This window comes from Aeromonas sp. QDB17 (genome assembly GCF_027705305.1).
Taxonomy (GTDB): Bacteria; Pseudomonadota; Gammaproteobacteria; order Enterobacterales; family Aeromonadaceae; genus Aeromonas; species Aeromonas caviae.
Genome location: NZ_JAPDBP010000018.1, coordinates 63,614 through 81,565, shown reverse-complemented (window position 1 = coordinate 81,565; position 17,952 = coordinate 63,614). Strand labels below are relative to the sequence as shown.

General features: G+C 62.2%; 21 protein-coding genes. All 21 read right to left on the bottom strand.

Going from position 1 to position 17,952, the window contains the following annotated elements; all coding sequences use genetic code 11:
- Positions 1–35: 35 nt before the first annotated feature.
- On the bottom strand, positions 36–1,298 hold the full coding sequence (gene ccmI, locus OKC41_RS15495) for a c-type cytochrome biogenesis protein CcmI (protein WP_201894302.1): 1,263 nt from the start codon (positions 1,296–1,298) through the stop codon (positions 36–38).
- Positions 1,295–1,777: a cytochrome c-type biogenesis protein gene (locus OKC41_RS15490; protein ID WP_039039897.1), complete on the bottom strand. Its 483-nt coding sequence runs from the start codon at positions 1,775–1,777 to the stop codon at positions 1,295–1,297. Before OKC41_RS15490 ends, ccmI begins: the two co-directional genes overlap by 4 nt.
- 10 nt (positions 1,778–1,787) lie before the next feature.
- Positions 1,788–2,318, bottom strand: coding sequence for a DsbE family thiol:disulfide interchange protein (locus tag OKC41_RS15485; RefSeq protein ID WP_010673950.1), 531 nt, complete (start codon positions 2,316–2,318; stop codon positions 1,788–1,790).
- Entirely contained in the window at positions 2,315–4,270 is a 1,956-nt protein-coding gene (locus OKC41_RS15480; protein ID WP_041212639.1) for a heme lyase CcmF/NrfE family subunit, read from the bottom strand. The genes OKC41_RS15485 and OKC41_RS15480 overlap by 4 nt, the downstream gene beginning before the upstream one ends.
- A gap of 79 nt (positions 4,271–4,349) precedes the next feature.
- On the bottom strand, positions 4,350–4,841 hold the full coding sequence (gene ccmE / locus OKC41_RS15475) for a cytochrome c maturation protein CcmE (protein WP_039039900.1): 492 nt from the start codon (positions 4,839–4,841) through the stop codon (positions 4,350–4,352).
- Positions 4,838–5,044: a heme exporter protein CcmD gene (gene ccmD, locus OKC41_RS15470; protein ID WP_039039901.1), complete on the bottom strand. Its 207-nt coding sequence runs from the start codon at positions 5,042–5,044 to the stop codon at positions 4,838–4,840. The genes ccmE and ccmD overlap by 4 nt, the downstream gene beginning before the upstream one ends.
- A gap of 2 nt (positions 5,045–5,046) precedes the next feature.
- Complete coding sequence (locus OKC41_RS15465; RefSeq protein ID WP_010673946.1) at positions 5,047–5,787, bottom strand: heme ABC transporter permease; 741 nt, start codon at positions 5,785–5,787, stop codon at positions 5,047–5,049.
- 166 nt (positions 5,788–5,953) lie between these two features.
- The gene (gene ccmB, locus OKC41_RS15460) at positions 5,954–6,622 is read right to left on the bottom strand and encodes a heme exporter protein CcmB (protein ID WP_010673945.1); all 669 of its coding nucleotides are present in this window, start codon (positions 6,620–6,622) and stop codon (positions 5,954–5,956) included.
- A 3-nt stretch (positions 6,623–6,625) separates the two neighbouring features.
- On the bottom strand, positions 6,626–7,261 hold the full coding sequence (ccmA, locus tag OKC41_RS15455; protein WP_039039903.1) for a cytochrome c biogenesis heme-transporting ATPase CcmA: 636 nt from the start codon (positions 7,259–7,261) through the stop codon (positions 6,626–6,628).
- A 218-nt stretch (positions 7,262–7,479) separates the two neighbouring features.
- Complete coding sequence (locus OKC41_RS15450; protein ID WP_010673943.1) at positions 7,480–7,866, bottom strand: DUF2802 domain-containing protein; 387 nt, start codon at positions 7,864–7,866, stop codon at positions 7,480–7,482.
- Between the two features lie 71 nt (positions 7,867–7,937).
- On the bottom strand, positions 7,938–8,426 hold the full coding sequence (locus tag OKC41_RS15445) for a chemotaxis protein CheW (protein WP_010673942.1): 489 nt from the start codon (positions 8,424–8,426) through the stop codon (positions 7,938–7,940).
- A gap of 69 nt (positions 8,427–8,495) precedes the next feature.
- The gene (locus OKC41_RS15440) at positions 8,496–9,362 is read right to left on the bottom strand and encodes a chemotaxis protein CheW (protein WP_270672139.1); all 867 of its coding nucleotides are present in this window, start codon (positions 9,360–9,362) and stop codon (positions 8,496–8,498) included.
- The gene (locus OKC41_RS15435; RefSeq protein WP_010673940.1) at positions 9,359–10,153 is read right to left on the bottom strand and encodes a ParA family protein; all 795 of its coding nucleotides are present in this window, start codon (positions 10,151–10,153) and stop codon (positions 9,359–9,361) included. Before OKC41_RS15435 ends, OKC41_RS15440 begins: the two co-directional genes overlap by 4 nt.
- Positions 10,154–10,157: 4 nt before the next feature.
- Complete coding sequence (locus tag OKC41_RS15430) at positions 10,158–11,066, bottom strand: OmpA family protein (RefSeq protein WP_113070563.1); 909 nt, start codon at positions 11,064–11,066, stop codon at positions 10,158–10,160.
- 2 nt (positions 11,067–11,068) lie between these two features.
- A complete protein-coding gene (locus tag OKC41_RS15425; protein ID WP_042016381.1) occupies positions 11,069–11,806 on the bottom strand; it encodes a flagellar motor protein in 738 nt (245 codons plus the stop codon).
- 2 nt (positions 11,807–11,808) lie between these two features.
- Positions 11,809–12,924: a chemotaxis response regulator protein-glutamate methylesterase gene (locus OKC41_RS15420; protein ID WP_041215583.1), complete on the bottom strand. Its 1,116-nt coding sequence runs from the start codon at positions 12,922–12,924 to the stop codon at positions 11,809–11,811.
- A gap of 31 nt (positions 12,925–12,955) precedes the next feature.
- A complete protein-coding gene (locus OKC41_RS15415) occupies positions 12,956–15,106 on the bottom strand; it encodes a chemotaxis protein CheA (protein ID WP_201894304.1) in 2,151 nt (716 codons plus the stop codon).
- Positions 15,107–15,117: 11 nt separating this feature from the next.
- Positions 15,118–15,858, bottom strand: a complete 741-nt coding sequence (locus OKC41_RS15410; protein WP_010673935.1) for a protein phosphatase CheZ — start codon at positions 15,856–15,858, stop codon at positions 15,118–15,120.
- 12 nt (positions 15,859–15,870) lie between these two features.
- Positions 15,871–16,254 carry a chemotaxis response regulator CheY gene (gene cheY / locus OKC41_RS15405; RefSeq protein ID WP_010673934.1) on the bottom strand — a complete coding sequence of 128 codons (384 nt, stop codon included), beginning with the start codon at positions 16,252–16,254 and terminating at the stop codon, positions 15,871–15,873.
- Positions 16,255–16,364: 110 nt separating this feature from the next.
- Positions 16,365–17,084: an RNA polymerase sigma factor FliA gene (locus OKC41_RS15400; RefSeq protein WP_029314170.1), complete on the bottom strand. Its 720-nt coding sequence runs from the start codon at positions 17,082–17,084 to the stop codon at positions 16,365–16,367.
- Positions 17,077–17,952, bottom strand: a complete 876-nt coding sequence (locus OKC41_RS15395; protein WP_010673932.1) for a MinD/ParA family protein — start codon at positions 17,950–17,952, stop codon at positions 17,077–17,079. The genes OKC41_RS15400 and OKC41_RS15395 overlap by 8 nt, the downstream gene beginning before the upstream one ends.

Genomic DNA, 17,952 nt, shown 5'->3' with positions numbered 1-17,952 from the left:
AGGGGGCCCACCCCAAGGGGTGGGCCAAAAGCGTATTAGAGGGCGTGATCGATGCGGATGTCAATCGGCGCTGTGGGGATGGTGCTGGTCGGCACGGTGACCGAAACCCCTTCAAAGGCGCCTTCCTTGTTCATGACGTTGCCGCCCCGGGAGAGGCGCGCCTTGAACTGCAGCTCGGCATGGGCCGCCAGCTTGCTCCCCTCCATCATGGCATCCCCGTCCCCCAGGGAGAGGGTGAGCGGGAGATGCGGGCCTGCAATGCGCTTGACCGCGATGGGCATGGGCGGACCGTTGGGGATCACCGCAAAGACGAACAGATGGGCATCTTCCGGCATCTTGATGCCCGGCGCCAGGGTGATGTGCAGGGGGAACTCCCCCTCTTTCACCGCCAGCACCTCGGCTTGTGCCTGGCCTTCGGCAGACGGGGTAGTCACGGCGATGCCACGCTGGCCAAGCTGCTGCCTGGCGTACTCCATGGAGCGCTCCACCATGGTGTAGCGGGCCGAGCCCGGCTCCAGCAGCGGCAACATCCCCTGCCAGCGGTCGAGGGCGGTCTGGAAATCCTCTTTTTGCAGGGCCATGAAGGCGTGGACGGAGCGAGCCTCGATGTTGGCCGGGTCCTCGGTAATAACCGCCTGCAACAGTTGATCCGCACGGGCTTCCTCCCCCGTCATCATCAGGGCCTGGGCATAGGGCACCGCCACCATGGCCTTCTGGGGCGCGAGGACGTAGGCACGCTCCAGCGCCTCGCGGGCCATCTCGGGATCATTGCCATCCAGGGTCAGGCGCCCCAGCAGCAGCCAGCCACGGTAGTCGTTCGGTTCTTCTTTTAGCCGGGTTCGCAGGGCCAGGGTGAAGTCCAGCAGATCCTGCTCGGTCACCCGGGCATCACGCTCCACCAGGATGCGATTGCTGAGCTCCCCCAACCGGCTGCTGGCATCCTGCCAGCGGCTCACCTCCTGCCAGGCGCCGAGCTTGGCGTAGAGGCCGATGCTCACCACCGCCAGCACCAGCACACCGGGGATCCAGATCAGGCTCTTGCCGCCACGGGCGGTCTGCTCCACGTCGGGAATGTCGTCCAGGAGGCTGCGCTGCAGCTCCACCAGGGATTCCGGCTCCTCCGCCAGTATCCCCTGCTCCCGCTCCTCCCCTATCTCCAGCAGGCGCTGGCGATAGAGCTGCTTGTTGAGGGCCGAGCGACTGATGCTCTGCCTGCCCTCGCCGCGCCACAGCGGCACGATCAGCGCCAGGCTCGCCAGCACCAGCAGGGCCGCACCCAGTATCCAGAATGGGGTCATGGTTTCTCTTCCTCTTTGAGCAGGGCGGACAGCCTGGCCTGCTCTTCTGCACTCAGGGTGCCTTCAGGCTGTTGCAAGGGAGCAGGGGCATGGCGGCGGCTTCGCACCACCACGGTGACGACGCCAATCACGATGACCAGCAAGGGGCCAAGCCAGAGGATCAGGGTCGAGGCCATCAGGGGGGGATCATAGAGAATGAAGTTGCCGTAGCGGGCCACCATGTAGTCCACCACTTCCTGCTTCTCCTTGCCCTCGCGCACCATCTGGTAGGTCTTGTCCCGCAGATCCTTGGCGAGCCCGGCGTTGGAATCCGCGATGTCCTGGTTCTGGCACTTGGGGCAGCGCAGCTCCTTAGTCAGCTCGCGAAAGGTCTGCTCCTGGGCGTCGCTCTCGAAGGTGTAGACATCGATGGCGGCGCGGGCCTGTCCGGCGCAGACGAGACCGGCCAGCAGCAACAGGGATGCAATCAGTGTTTTCATCGGGGAGGCCTCACTTCATGGCATCGAAGATGGGTTTGAGGGTACTGGCCCAGACGTCTGGGTTGATGTCCCCCACGTGGCGATAGCGGATGATACCCTGGCTGTCGATGAAGAAGGTCTCGGGCGCGCCATAGACACCGAGATCCAGCCCCAGCATGCCGTCCGGATCGTAGAGGTTGATCTGGTAGGGGTTGCCAAGCTCCGCCAGCCACTTGATGGCCTTGTCACGCTCGTCCTTGTAGTTCATGCCGACGATGTAGATCCCCTGCCCCGCCAACTCCTTGAGGTAGGTGTGTTCCCCGTAACAGGTCGGGCACCAGGTGGCCCAGACGTTGAGCAGCATGGGGCGCCCCTTGAGGATGCTCCTGTCGTGCTGCTTGCCCAGGTCATAGATGTCCTGCAGGGTGAACACGGGCACCTCCTTGTCCACCATCACGGATTCGAGCTTGGTGGGATCGGAGTAGAGCCCCTTGAACAGAAACACGGCCCCCATCAGGAAGATGATGAAGGGCAGCAGATAGAGCCAGGTCTTCTTGCTCATGCCTTGGCCTCCTCGTCACGACGTCCGAAGCGGTAGCGCTTGTCCAGCATGGCCAGCACGCCGCCGAGGGCCATGAAGACGCCGCCGAACCAGATCCAGCGCACGAAGGGCTTGTAGTAGATCCGTACCGCCCAGGCGCCGTTGTCGAGCTGCTCGCCGAGCGCCGCATAGAGATCCCGGGTAACCCCCGCATCGATGGCCGCCTCGGTCATCGGCATGCGGCTCACGGTGTACATCCGCTTCTCAGGTTTGAGCAGGGCAACCTGCTTGCCATCCCGGTGCACTTCCAGCACACCCTTGAAACCGTCGTAGTTGGGGCCGTTCTTCTCCTTGATGCCGGTGAAGACGAACTCGTAATCGGCGAACTGGACGCGATCGCCGGCCTGCATCCGCAGGTCCTTCTCGATGCTGTAGTTCTGGGTGCAGGCGATGCCGATGATGCTGACCGCGAGCCCCACGTGCCCCAGGATCATGGCCCAGTGGCTGTTGCCAAGCTTGCGCACGCCGGTGGCAAAACCGTGTTTGTGGGTGGCCCGCGCCCAGGTCTCCTGCACGCTGGTGACGATGATCCAGACGCCAAGCCCGATACCGAGCGCAGCCCAGGGTTTGAACGCCTCGGCAAAGAGTTTGGGCAACAGCAGAGCCGCGGCCAGGCTCAGCACCAGGGCGAGCATCACCTTGCCCTTGAGCTCACCGAGATCCTGGCGGCGCCAGCGGAACAGGGGGCCCACCCCCAGCAGCAGGGCGAAGGGGATGATGAGCCAGCTGTAGATGTGGTTGAAGAAGGGGGTGCCGATGGAGATGCTGCCAAGCCCCAGCTCCTTGTGCACCAGGGGCAACAGGGTGCCGAGCAGCACGGTGAGCAGGCCCGCCACCAGCAGGATGTTGTTGCCAAGGAGCAGGGTCTCCCGGCTCCACAGCTCATGCTTGCCGTGGCTCTTCACCTGGGAGCCCTTGAAGGCGAACAGCAGCAGGGAGCTGCCTATCACCGCCAGCAGGAAGCCCAGGATGAACAGACCCCGGGTCGGGTCCGAGGCAAACGCATGGACCGACACCAGCACGCCGGAACGCACCAAGAAGGTGCCGAGCAGGCTCAGGGAGAAGGCCGAGAGCGCCAGCAGCACGGTCCAGGCCTTGAAGGTGGCGCGCTTCTCGCTCACAGCGAGGGAGTGGAGCAGGGCCGTGCCCGCCAGCCAGGGCATGAAGGAGGCGTTTTCCACCGGGTCCCAGAACCACCAGCCGCCCCAGCCGAGTTCGTAATAGGCCCACCAGGAACCGAGCACGATGCCCAGCGTCAGGAAGACCCAGGCCGCCATGGTCCAGGGACGGGACCAGCGCGCCCAGGTGGCGTCCAGACGCCCCGTCATCAGGGAGGCGATGGCGAAGGCGAAGGCCACCGAGAAGCCCACGTAGCCCATGTAGAGCATGGGGGGGTGGAAGATGAGACCGGGATCCTGCAGCAGCGGATTGAGATCCCGCCCGTCCACCGGGAAATACGGCAGGGTGCGGGTGAAAGGATCCGAGGTGAACAGCACGAAGGCGGTGAAGCCCACCGAGATAAGGCCGAGCACCCCGAGTACCCGCGCCACCGCATCCAGGGGCAGGCGGCGGCTGAAGAGGGCCACCGCCGCCGTCCAGCCCCCCAGGGTCAGCACCCAGAGCAGCAGCGAGCCCTCATGGGCTCCCCACACCGCCGAGATGCGGTATTGCAGGGGCAGCAGGCTGTTGGAGTTGGTGGCCACGTACTGCACGGTGAAGTCGTTGTCGATAAATGCCCAGGTGAGGCAGAGAAACGACAGCAGCAGCAGCAGGAACTGGCTGTAGGCGAGCGGGCGGGCCGCCGACATCATGCCAAGACGGCCGAGATGGGCCCCGATCAGCGGGTAACTGCCCAGCAGCAGGGCGGTGGCGAAGGCCAGGATCAGTGAGAACTGCCCTAATTCCGGGATCATTGACTATTCCCTCTCGATTGCACGGAGAAACCTGCCGATTTGGCGGCATAAAGAAGTGAATTCTTGGAGCATACCGGCATCATTGCTTGGCTCCCTGCAACTGTGCCTCTGTGTACTCGGGCTTGAAGTGCATGCCGTTGGTGGCGTCGGCCACTTCCGGCGGCATGTAGTTCTCGTCGTGCTTGGCCAGCACCTCGAAGGCGGCGACCGTGGTGGCATCCTTGAGGGTGCCTTGAGCGACAATGCCCTGCCCCTCGCGGAACAGGTCCGGCAGAATGCCGTCAAACTCCACCGTCACCAGATGGCCGCCGTTGTCCACCAGCTTGAAGGCTACCTTGAGGCTCTGGGGATCCCGCACCACAGACCCCGGCACCACCAGGCCACCGATGCGCAGGCGCTGCCCCTCCTCGGGCCTGATCTTCTCCGGCCCCTTCCCTTCCACCAGCTCGCTCGGGGTGTAGAAGAGGTCGATGTTCTGGCTCAGGGCATAGAGCACCAGGCCAGTCACGCTGGCAAGGCCCAGGCTGATGGCCAGGATGATGGTGAGGCGTTTCTTGCGGCGCGGGTTCATAGGGTGTTCTCCATCTGCTGGGCCGCCTTGCGGCGAGCCTCCCGAGCCTGCTTGTTGCGCAGTTCGCCGAGCAGGCTGCGGGTCTTCAACCGGGTGGAAATGACGATGCCGACCAGGCAGAGCAGGGTCAGACCGAAGGAGAGCCAGACGTAGAAGGCATAGCCTCCCATGGCCATGAAATCACTGAACGAGGCAAAGTGCATGCTTACTTCTCCTGCCTGGCGATGTCGGCGACCCAGGGGCGGTGCCACTCCCGCATCAGCAGCTCATTGCGAAAACGCATCAGGGTCAGGGCACCGAGAAATGCGGCGAACGCCAGGATCATGATGAGCAGCGGCCACAGCATCTCGGGGGAGATGGAGGGTTTGTCAAACTTGGTGATGGTGGCCCCCTGGTGCAGGGTGTTCCACCACTCCACCGAGTAGTGGATGATGGGCAGGTTGATCACCCCGACCAGCGCCAGGATGCCGGCGGCGCGGCCCGCCACTACCTTGTCGCTGAAGGCGTTGTAGAGGGCGATGACACCCAGATAGAGGAACAGCAGGATGAGCTCGGAGGTGAGCCGGGCATCCCACACCCACCAGGTGCCCCACATGGGCTTGCCCCAGGCGGCGCCGGTAAAGAGGGCGATGAAGGTGAAGACGGCCCCCACCGGGGCGATGGCCGCCACCGTCATGTCTGCCATGCGCAGTTGCCACACCAGGCCGATGAAGGCGGCCACCGCCATGGTGGAGTAGGCGCCCATGGAGAGGATGGCGGAGGGCACATGGATATAGATGATCCTGAAAGAGTCGCCCTGCTGGTAATCGGCGGGTGCGAAAGCCAGCCCCCAAACGGTGCCGATGATGAAGGCGAGCAGGCTTGTCACGGCAAACCAGGGCAGCAGGGTGCCGGCCAGCCCATAGGCGCGCTCGGGTTTGGCATAAGGGTGCAACCATTTCCACATAGCTCACGAAACCTTTCAGTTATTAATTTTTAAGTGGCGAGGGCTACCATACCCATGGGGGAAAAACATCATATCCCCCGAAAGCAATAAGCAGCCATCCCCTTGATCTATCTCAACTATCTCGCCCCTAACAAGGCTTCAAACGAAAATCTTTTCACCAAATCAATCAGTTGACACTCACCCGCAACGCCGCCGAGATGGCCAAGGGCGTCAGGGTCAATGCCCCCACCAGCATGGCCCCCAGGATGGCGAGCTGACCGGCATAGGGCAGTCCCATGCTGGCCGCGTCGATGGCGGACGTGGCGAAGATAAGCACCGGAATATAGAGCGGCAGCAGCAACAGGCTGAGCAGCACGCCCCCCTTGCGCAGCCCTGCGGTCAGCGCTACTCCGACCGCCCCGAGCAGGCTCAGCACCGGCGTACCGAGCGCCAGGGTGGCCACCACGGCCAGATAGGTCTTCAGCTCCAGGGAGAGCAGGATGGCGAGCAAGGGGGAGACCAGCAACAGCGGCAGACCGGTCAGCAACCAGTGAGCGATCACTTTGGCCAGGGCCAGCAACCCCAGGGGATGGGGCATCAGCATCATCTGCTCCAGGGCGCCGTCACTGAAATCGTCACGAAACAGCCGCTCCAGGGAGAGCATAGCCGCCAGCAGGGCCGCCACCCAGATGATGCCGGGAGCGATGCGGGCCAGCAACTGGGGCTCGGGCCCGATCCCCAATGGAAACAGGGTGATGACGATGAGGAAGAACCAGAGCGGGTTGAAGATGTCGGCGCGCTGGCGCAGGGCCATCAGCAACTCGCGGTGAATAAGGTGTATGACGGCGCGCAGCATGGGCTACTCCTGCAACAGCGAGGTCAGGGAGAGGGTCTTGAGCCGCCCCTGCATCAGGGTCAGATCCTGGTGGGTCGTAAGGACCACCATGCCCCCCCTGTCCGCATGGGCGAGGAACAACTGCTCCAGCACCCTGACCCCCTGCTTGTCGATGGCGGTGAAGGGCTCGTCCAGGATCCAGAGCGCCGGTCGCTCGCTCAGCCACAACCTGGCCAGCGCCACCCGTCGCTGCTGCCCGGCGGAGAGCTGCCCCGCGGGATAGTCTTCGAAACCGGCTAGGCCGACCTGGGCCAGCACCCGCCAGAGATCCACGCCGTCCCCGGCAGGGCCATGAAGCTTCTGGTAGAAGGAGAGATTCTCAAGGGGGGTCAGGGTCGCCTTGACGCCGGGCTGATGGCCCAGGTAAAGCAGGCTGGCGTGGTATTCATCCCGGCAATGGCGGATATTCTCCCCATTCCAGCACACCTCGCCAGCAAAGGGCTGGGAGAGGCCGGTGAGCAGGCGCAACAGGCTGGTCTTGCCCACCCCGTTGGGACCCTCAATCTGCATCAAATCCCCGGCACGCACCGCGAAGGAGAGATGTTCAAACAGGGTGCGATCTTCACGCACGCAGCTCAGATTGTTCGCTTGAAGCAGCATGGGGATGTAATCGTTGAAAATGAGGCGGCCTGCATCTTAACACAGGATCCGGAGGCGTCTTTTCAAAGATGCCAATAATCAACAGGATTTGTGGGGAAGATCGCGCCCCCACCAAAGAGATTGATGCCAAAGGATTATCACCGTCCCGGCATCGAAAAAGAGGTGGCTACGGGCCGAACAGAAAGCGGGGAGGCACCGGCCTCCCCGCGACACATCCGTCAGCTGCGTCCCTTTCGCAGGGAAATAAGCAGCTCCGCTTCCGCCTGGGGCAACTCACACTCGCTCATCACCTCGTCCAGATCGGCACCAAGCTCCACCATCTTGGCGGCGCGGCTGTAGAGGCGGCGCTCCGGATCCTGCAACGTCAGCTCCTGCTGGCTGTCGTGGATCTTCTGCATGGCCCCTTCTGCGGCTTGCAGACGCTGACCCATGCCGATGGCGCCCGTGTGCAGCTCCATCATCTGCTTGCGCAGACTCTCGAGCTGCCCCTGCAGCGCTTCCACCCTGGCCTCGGACTCTCGCTGGCGACGACGGTGCCCCAGGATCCCGTAAAGGGCCAGCACCAGTGCGAGCAAGGACAACCCCAAGGCTGCAAATTCAATCATCAAACCATCACCTTACCGTCACAGGGAGGCGGACAGGTGCCATCGCCCCCGTCCGCACGTTCCCGTCCCTGTTACAGGGAACCAATGTCTTCCCACTCTTCGTCGGAGAGCAGCTTGTTGAGATCCACCAGGATCAGCAGTTGGCCGTCACGGTTGCTGACGCCCTGGATGAACTTGGCGCTCTCCTCGGTGCCCACCGCCGGGGCGGCATCGATCTCGGAGGAGCGCAGATAGACCACCTCGGCCACGCTGTCCACCATGATGCCGATCACCTGCTTCTCCGCCTCGATGATGACGATGCGGGAGTTCTCGCTCACGTCCCCGGCCGGCAGGCCAAAACGGGAGCGGGTATCGATGACGGTCACCACGTTGCCACGCAGGTTGATGATACCCAACACGTAGTCAGGTGCACCCGGAACCGGAGCGATTTCGGTGTAGCGCAACACTTCCTGAACCTGCATCACGTTGATGCCATAGGTCTCGTTTTCCAACTGGAAGGTCACCCACTGCAGCACTTCGTCTTCGGCCAGATTCTGTGCAATATTGCGCTTCTCTGTCATCTTCTTGATCCTTGTATGAACCCGTCAACGGGTAAAATTAGCAATAAAACCATGGTGATGCCGATGTTGTCAGCGGCCTTCGATGTTCACGCCCCGTCCTAGCAGCAGCAAGAGCTCCCTGACGTGCAGCAAGGCACACATCTTCTCCTTGACCATGCCGGCCAGCCAGGGGCGCTTGCCCTCCTGATGGCGCCACTTCACCTGGTCCCGGTGCAGCAGTTCTGTGCCCTTCAACTGGTGACAAGCCAATCCCCAGGGTGATTCTCCCAGCATAATCAGATATTTGTAATCGTCCATCTCCAGATGCTGGCCCGGCATGACCCACTGGGCCGTGTCCACCACGTTCATCTTCTGTTCGCGGGAGGTCATGATCCCCTTGTACCAGCCCGGTTGGCCGAAGAGAGACGTCACCTCCCCCAGTTGATGGATGCCCCCCAACTCGGTCAGAGGCACCGCAAACGTCACCCCGGCCACATCGAAGAAGAGCGCCTGAAACTCGTTGCCGGTATCCAGGTTCTCCCAGGTCGACGGTGCGGGCGCCGCTCCGAGGGCGGGTGCGGGTTCCGCCACTGCGAGGGCGACGGGCTCGACCTCCTCCGCCACGGCTTCCACCACCGGCTCTGCCAGGGCGACCAGAGGCTCACTGTAAACCACCTCCGCCTCGAGCTGGAATGGCTCGACATGCACCTCTTCGTGGCTCAGGGCATCCATCTCGAACTGGACCTGTCCCACCTGGGCAAGCAGCTCGCTCAACTGGGCCAGCCGGGTATCGGCTTCAAGATAGGGGGTGGCAGCCACCTCCGGCACGGCGACGGTCTGACGTTGCAACGCAGGGGCCGGTGCTTCGTCTTCGGGATCTTCCCGCAGCAGGGCATCGTCCAGCAGCAGGGAGTGGAAATAGTCGTCCATGGCCCGAACCTGGGTGGTCTCTCTCACGGCATCACCTCCTGGGTCCGTTGACGCTCCAGCGCGTCGAGATGGTTGAGCAGGGTCTCATAGGCATAGGTGCCCCGGCTGCCCGGTGCATAGATGGAGGGAGGAATGTGCACCAGACTGGCATCCCTGAATTTGGTGTCGATGGGAATGACCGCATTCCACACCGCCTCCCCATACTGCTCCTTGATGGACTGCAATGTCATCAGGGAGGCGCGGGTACGCTTGTCAAACATGGTCGGAATGATGGTGTAGCGGAACTTCTCCCGCTTGGAGCGCTGCATGATCTCGAAGGTCTTCATCATCCGCTCCAGCCCCTTGAGGGCCAGGAATTCGGTCTGCACCGGCACCAGGATGCGATCGCAGGCCGCCAGCGCGTTCACCATCATCACCCCCAGCACCGGCGGACAGTCGATGAGCACGTAGTCGAACTGATCCTGCACCCGCAGCAGAGCGCGCTTGAGCACCAGCCCCATCCCTTCCCGGTTGCCCATCACCCGATCCAGCGTGGCCAGGGTAATCGAGGCGGGCAGCAGGCTGATGTTCTCGAATCGGGTCTTGAGGGTCATCCGGTTGACCAGCTCTGCGCTGGGTTTGGCCGCCTGGAACAACTCGTACAGGGTGCCTTCCAACCTGTCCGAGTCGAAATCGAGATAGGAGGTCAGGGAGGCGTGTGGGTCGGTGTCGATCAGCAGTACCCGCTGGCCACGCTGGGCCAGAATGCCCGCCAGGGAGACGACCGTGGTAGTTTTACCGACTCCACCTTTCTGATTGGCAACCGTCCAAACAATCACTGTATCAATCCTGCCTTGTTGTTATGCGTATGCCCCCACCGGGCAGCGCGATCACCCTGATCTTTTCACTGTCGACACTCTGCGGTGCGTCCTGCACCGGTGCCGCCGTCAGCGGTTTGACGGGGGCTGGCGGCACCCAGGCGAACCTGGATATGGCGACCACCACCTTGCGATTCTGTAATCGTCCCTGCTCGGTGCCATTGTCGACGAAGGGGGAAAACTCTCCGTACGCCTCGTAGGCGAGCCGACCGGGAGCCACCCCCTTGCCCACCAGGGCATTGAGCACTGCCTCGGCGCGGGCCGCTGACAATGTCCAGTTGGAGCGGAAAATTTCGTTGTTTATCGGTTGGTTATCCGTGTAGCCCCGCACCCTGACATAGTTATCGACCGGTTTGAGAATACCTGAAAGCGTATCGAGCACGGGTGCGGCATTGCTCCCCAGAAAAGCGCTGCCACTGTTGAACAGGAGACCTGAACTCAGCTCCACCGTCAGCCAGTTGTCATCCTGCGCAAGCTTCACCACCCCTGCATCGACCAGGGCGCCCATGGACTCCTGGATCTGCATGTCGATCTGCGCAAGAGCCGTGCCATCTTGCGAGACGGGCGTACCCGTGATGGGGGCCCGCGAGGGGGACGCAGAGGCCTGGCTCTCCAGCAGGCTGGGGGCGGCCGAGACCGGGTTGTCCAGCAAGGAATTACCCCGCCCTTCCAGCAGGCCATCGCTGCGCGGCGCCTGGTTGAAGGCCTGGGTCATGCCCTCGATGACGGCGCGGTACTCCTCCTTGTTGACGATGGCAACGGAGTAGAGCACCACGAAAAGGGCGAAGATGAGCGTCATGTAATCGGCATAGGAGACCAGCCAGCGATCGAGATGCTCTCGCCCTTGCAGGTGCAAACGATAGCGCTTGCGCATGGCTACTCCCCTTTCAGATAAGCCCGTAACCGCCTTTCAACCTGCGGGCCGTTCTCCCCGTGGGCGATGGCCAGAAGCCCCTCCAGGGTCATCTCCTGATAGAGGCCGTAATGGTAGTGGAAGGCGCGCAACCGATTCGCAATCGGCAGATAGAGCAAGTTGGCAAAGCCCACCCCGTAGATGGTGGCGACGAAGGCCACGGCAATGCCCGCCCCCAGGGTGCCTGGCTCCTCCAGATGAAACATGGCCTGGATGAGGCCAATCACGGCCCCGATGATGCCGATGGTGGGGCTGTACCCCCCCATGGACTCGAACACCCTGGCCGAGTGCTCGTTGCGCTCCTGCTCGATGTCGATGTCCGCCTCCAGCAAGCTGCGGATATCCTCGATGGAGACGCCATCCACAATCATGGAAAGCCCCTGGCGGGTGAAGGGATCGGGCTCGGCCTCGGCCTGGTTTTCCAGCGCCAGCAAGCCTTGCTGGCGGGCGAACTGGGCCCACGCCTTCAGGCGCTCGGCCTGCTCCGCAAGATCCAGCTGCGGCGGAAACAGCATCCAGGTTGCCTGCCTCAGGGCACTGAGCAGGTACCTGCGGGGAGTCTGCAAGATCACCGCCCCCCAGGTTCCCCCGACGACGATGACAAAGGCCGGGCCATCCAGCAGGGTCAGCAGGCTCCCGCCATGCCACCACTGGGCGATGGCGACGGCCCCCAGCGCCAGCACCAGGCCGAGCATGCCCATGGTCAGCGACCCAACTCGACCAGAATGCGCTGGGCCACCCGATCCAGCGGCAGGGATTCGCTTGCTATGCCCGCCTTGGCAACGGCCTGGGGCATGCCATAGACCACGCAGGAGGCTTCATCCTGCGCCCAGATGGTCGCCCCCTGCTCCTTGAGCAGACGGGCACCGTCGCGGCCATCCGCACCCATGCCGGTCAGTACGATGGCCAGCACCTTGTCGCCATAGGTCTTGGCAGCGGAGGCGAAGGTAATGTCCACGCAGGGTTTGTAGTTGACCTTGTCATTGCCATCGATGATGCGAAGACGGGCACCGGGCCCGCGCCCTTCCAGCAACATCTGCTTGCCACCGGGGGCAAGATAGGCCTGACCCGGCTTGAGCACGTCGCCATCCTGCGCCTCCTTGACCCCTATCTGGCACAGCCCGTTGAGGCGGGCGGCAAAGGCAGCGGTGAAGGTGGCTGGCATGTGCTGGATCAGCAGGATGGGATGAGGGAAATCTCCCGGCAGCTTGGTCAGCACGTTCTGCAGTGCCACCGGCCCGCCGGTGGAGGTACCGATGGCAACCAGCTGGTAACTCTTGCCACTGCGCTTGAACGCGGCGGGAGCCGCCGCTGCCCGCGCAGGCTCGGGCTGGCGTTCGGCCAAGGGACGATTCAGGGTCCCCGTGACGGCGGGCCGGACGGCAGGCTCGGGGGCTCGGGGCCGGGTGGCCATCAGGAAGCGTTTGCGGGCGATCTCCTTGACCCGCTGCTGCAGCAGGTTGACGGCTTCGTCCTTGTCCCGGGCGATGTCTTCAAACTTCTTGGGCAGAAAATCGAGGGCGCCCGCATCCAGCGCATCCAGGGTTGCCTTGGCTCCCTCGTGGGTCAGGGAAGAGAACATCAGGATGGGGGTCGGACACTTGGCCATGATCTCGCGCACGGCGCTGATGCCGTCGAGCACCGGCATTTCAATGTCCATGGTAATGACGTCTGGCCGCAACTGCTGCGCCTTGTCTACCGCCTCCCGCCCGTTCTGGGCCGTGTCGATCACCGTCATCAGGGGATCCTGATTGATGATTTCGCTGACCCGACGGCGGAAGAAACTCGAATCGTCGACCACTAATACCTTGACTGCCATTGTTATTCTTTTAACTCCTTGAGCCTGGCGCTCAGTGGCGACGGGCATAGGCCTTGAGCAGGCTGGGCACATCCAGAATGAGGGCGATGCCGCCGTCGCTGGTAATGGTGGCGCCAGCCATGCCGGGGGTACCTTGCAGCAGGTTGTCCAGGGGCTTTATCACCACCTCTTCCTGACCGATGAGGTTGTCTACCACGAAGCCCACCTGCTGGGTCCCTATCTGGACGATGACCACGTGGCCCTGGTCCTGGCGGGCCGTCTTGCCGGCACCGCGTACCAGCCACTTGTGCAGGTAGAACAGCGGAATCGCCTTGTCACGGACGATGATGGTGAGCTGGCCATCCACCACGTTGGCCTTTTTCAGATCCAGGTGGAAAATTTCATTCACGCAACCGAGGGGCAGGGCGAAGGTCTGCTGACCCACCTCCACCATCAGGGTCGGCAGAATGGCCAGGGTCAGGGGAACCTTGATCTCGAGACGGGTGCCCTTGCCCCAGGTGGAATCGATGTGCACCGAGCCATTGAGGCTGACGATGCTGGTCTTCACCACGTCCATGCCCACTCCACGGCCGGAGATGTCGGAGATCTCCGACTTGGTGGAGAAGCCGGGGGCGAAGATCAGGTTGTAGGCATCGTTGTCGCTCATGCGCGCCGCGCTGTCAGCATCGAGCACGCCACGGCTGATGGCGATGGACTTGAGCTTCTCCGGGTCCATCCCTGCGCCGTCATCCTCGATGCAGAGCAGAATGTGGTCCCCTTGCTGGGAGGCGCTCAGGGTGATGGTACCCTGACGGGGTTTGCCCGCCTTCTCGCGCACGTCAGGCATCTCGACGCCATGGTCGCAGGAGTTGCGCACCAGGTGAACCAGGGGGTCGGCCAGGGCCTCCACCAGGTTCTTGTCCAGATCCGTGTCCTCACCCACCATCACCAGCTCGATCTCCTTCTTGAGGGTACGAGCCAGATCGCGCACCACGCGCGGGAAGCGACCGAATACTTTCTTGATAGGCTGCATGCGGGTCTTCATGACCGCGCCCTGCAGATCGGCGGTCACGACGTCGAGGTTCGCGACAGCCTTGGACATCTCTTCGTCATTGCTGGCGATGCCGAGGCTCACCAGGCGGTTTCTCACCAGCACCAGTTCGCCCACCATGTTCATGATGACGTCCAGGGTCTTGGTATCCACCCGCACCGTGGTATCGCTCTGTACCGCGCTGCTCTCGGCGGGAGCCGCCTGCTTGGCAGGGGCGGCCTTGGCTGGCGCTGGGGGCTCTGCCAGCGCGGGTTTGGCGGCCGCCGGCGCCTTGGGCGGCGTCACCGGGGCTGCGGGGGCAGCGGGTGCCGGGGCCTTGGGTTCGGGAGCGGGCGTAGGAGCAGATGCCAGACTGTGCTGGGGCCCCTGCCCACGGCCGTGCAGTTCATCCAGCAGGCGCTCGAACTCGTCGTCGTCGATGAGCTCGTCCACCTCTTTCTGGACCGACTGCAGGGGGGCCAGATCGGGGGCACCACCGTGCTGGCCCTGACCATGGAGCTGGTCGAGCAGGGCTTCGAATTCGTCGTCTGTGATGTCACCTGAACCGCTCAGCACGGGGGCGGCTGAGACCGTCGGCGCTTTGCCGACACCGTGCAGCTCATCGAGCAGGCGTTCAAATTCGTCGGCGGAGATCTCGTCGATGGAGCCACCGCCATTGACGGCGACAGGCGCCACCTCGGCGATGACCTCGGGTTCTGGTGCGGGTTCGGGCTCAGGCTCTGGCTGGGCCGCCACGCTGGCGGTACGCAGCTGCTCCTGCCCTTCCGGCTTGCACAGCTCGTGCAGATCGTGCAGCAGATCGGGAGAGGCGGGGCTTATCTCTTCGCGGTTCTGGACCTGGGCAAACATGACGTTGATGGCATCCAGCGCCTGCAAGATGACATCCATCAGCTCGGCACTGAGGGTCCGCTTGCCGTTGCGCAGCATGTCGAACAGGTTCTCGGCACCGTGACAGACATCCACCAGTTCGGTGAGGGAGAGGAAACCCGCTCCCCCCTTGACGGTGTGGAAGCCGCGGAAGATGGCGTTCAACAGGTTCTTGTCATCGGGCCGCTTTTCCAAGTCGACCAGTTGTTCAGACAACTGTTCCAATATTTCTGATGCTTCGACCAAAAAGTCTTGCAGTATGTCTTCATCAACTTCGAAGGCCATGCGTCACTCCATTAGAATCCCAGGCTAGACAGCAGATCGTCCACATCATCTTGACCATTGACCACATCTGAGCGGGTCTGCGGGTTCATGATGGGCCCTTCCGCCTCGATGCCGCTCGCTGGCAGGCTACGTGCCGAATTGTCGCTAACGCCCTCACCGAACATGGTCAGCATCTCTATCAACTTAGTTTCAACTTCCTGCACCAATTTGATCACCTTGCGGATCATCTGACCGGTCAGGTCCTGGAAATCCTGAGCCATCAGAATTTCCGTCAGCAGTTGTCGTAACTTATCGGCATCCGTCTCAGAAGCCTTAATAAAATCATTCAGTTGATGGCACAGCGCCTTGAATTGACCCAGCTCGAGATCCCGGCTCATCAGGGCATTCCAGTTGGGCATGACCAGCTGAATGTTGTCGTTGAGTCGATCGGCGATGGGAAGGCTTGCCTCGACCGCATCCATGGTGCGATTGGCCGCCTTGTCCGTCATGTCGATGACATAGCTCAGACGCTCCCGGGCATCCGGGATCTCATGGGTGGCCAGGTCGGGGATCCTGGGATCCAGGCGAAAATCCTGCAATGAGTTGTGCAATTGGCGGGTCAGCTGCCCCACCTTGTCAAACAGGGCCGCCGCGTTGGGGGCGCACACATCGGCGAGGATGGTATCGGCCTGTTCAAACTCTTCCCGCTCCAGGTGGGCAACCAGCATCCTTGCCTGGTCAAGCGAGATCATGGCACTCGTTTTGGCCTTCATCCCTGCCGCTCCTTAGCCGATACGTTCAAAGATTTTGTCGAGCTTCTCTTTGAGGGTGGCAGCGGTGAACGGCTTGACGATATAGCCATTGACCCCGGCCTGGGCGGCTTCGATGATCTGCTCGCGTTTGGCTTCGGCAGTCACCATCAGAACCGGCAGGTGCTTGAGCTTGTCGTCGAGGCGAATCGCCTTGAGCAGGTCGATGCCCTGCATGCCGGGCATGTTCCAGTCGGTGACCACGAACTGGAAGTCGCCATTTTTCAGCATCGGCAACGCCGTGTTGCCATCGTCTGCTTCATGGGTATTGTTGTATCCCAGGTCACGCAGCAAGTTCTTGATAATCCGGCGCATCGTTGAAAAGTCATCGACGATGAGGATTTTCATGTTCTTGTCCAAAGTTCCTCCTAAATAGCCGCCAAGACGGCTCACTTACATGATGCAGATCGCAGGTTTTATGGTGCGGATTATGCCTTAGAGTTGTGCTCCAGTGTAGCCAGTACAACCACTTATAAATTCCAATCTCGCAAACGGGCGCGCAGCCTGTGCATGGCCTGACTATGAATCTGGCTCACCCGAGACTCACTCACACTCAATACTTCACCGATCTCGCGCAGATTCAGCTCTTCATCGTAATAAAGGGAGAGCACCAGCGCCTCCCGCTCCGGCAGGCGGGCGATGTGCTCGGCCAGGGCCCCCTGGAAGCGCTCGGCCGCCAGATCGTCGAATCCTCCCTGACCGTTGCCTTCATCGGGATGACCGATGACATCCTCGCTGACCCCCAGATCCTCGATGCCGATGATCTTGCCGCAGGAGACATCCTGCAGCATGGCATGGTACTCCCCGAGGGACACCCCCATATTGGCGGCCACCTCGGTGTCTCTGGCATCCCGGCCATGGGCCTGCTCCACGTTCTCGATCGCTTCTGCAATGGCACGGCTGTTGCGGTGCACCGAGCGGGGCACCCAGTCTCCGCGGCGGATCTCGTCGAGCATGGCACCACGGATGCGGATGCCGGCATAGGTTTCAAAGCTGGCGCCCTTGCTGCCGTCAAAGTTGCGGGAAGCTTCGAGCAGCCCAATCATACCTGCCTGGATCAGGTCATCCAGCAAGACACTGCTTGGCAGGCGAGCCAATAAATGCTGGGCAATCCGCTTGACCAGCGGAGCGTGTCGCTCGACCAGCACGTAGGAATCCTGATGACGCAAGTATGCTTGGGCTTTATTCACGGGAGTCTTCCTGTGTTATGACCGGCTTTTGCAACAAGTTTTCCAGGAAAAATTCGAGGTGGCCGCCCGGCTGATTCGGGATGGGCCAGCTCGCCGCCTTGTTCGCCAGGGCACGAAATGCCAGGGCGGCAGGGGATTTTGGAAACGCCTCAACTATCAGTTTCTGCTTGCGCACCGCGGCCCGCAGGTTGGTGTCGTAAGGCACGCAGGCCACCAGCTCCAGGGAGGTATCCAGGAAGCGGTCGGTGACCCGGGTCAGCTTGGCGAACAGCTCCTGCCCCTCGCGCAGGGAGCGGACCATGTTGGCCACCACCTTGAAGCGGAACACACCGTGATCCTTGGAGAGGATCTTGATGAGCGCGTAGGCATCCGTGATGGAGGTGGGTTCATCGCACACCACCACCATGATGTCCTGGGCGGCACGGGTGAAGCTCAGCACCATGTCGGAAATCCCCGCCGCCGTGTCCACCAGCAACACGTCCACCTGGGTCTTCATCTCGCTGAAGGCGCGGATGAGCTCGGCATGTTGTACCGGGGAGAGCTCGACCATGGACTGAGTGCCCGAGGTGGCTGGCACTATCATCATGCCGTAGGGCCCCTCGACGATGATGTCATCCAGGGTGCATTCCCCCGCCAGCACGTGGGAGAGGTTGCGATGCACCCTCAGCCCCAGCATGACGTCGACGTTGGCCAGACCAAGGTCGGCGTCCAGCACCAACACCCGCTTGCCCTGGGCGGCCATGGCTCCCGCCACGTTCAGGGTCACGTTGGTCTTGCCGACGCCCCCCTTGCCTCCGGACACGGCGATCACTTTCACTCGATTGTTTTGACGCATTTTGCGCAGACCACTCGCCTGATCCATATACAT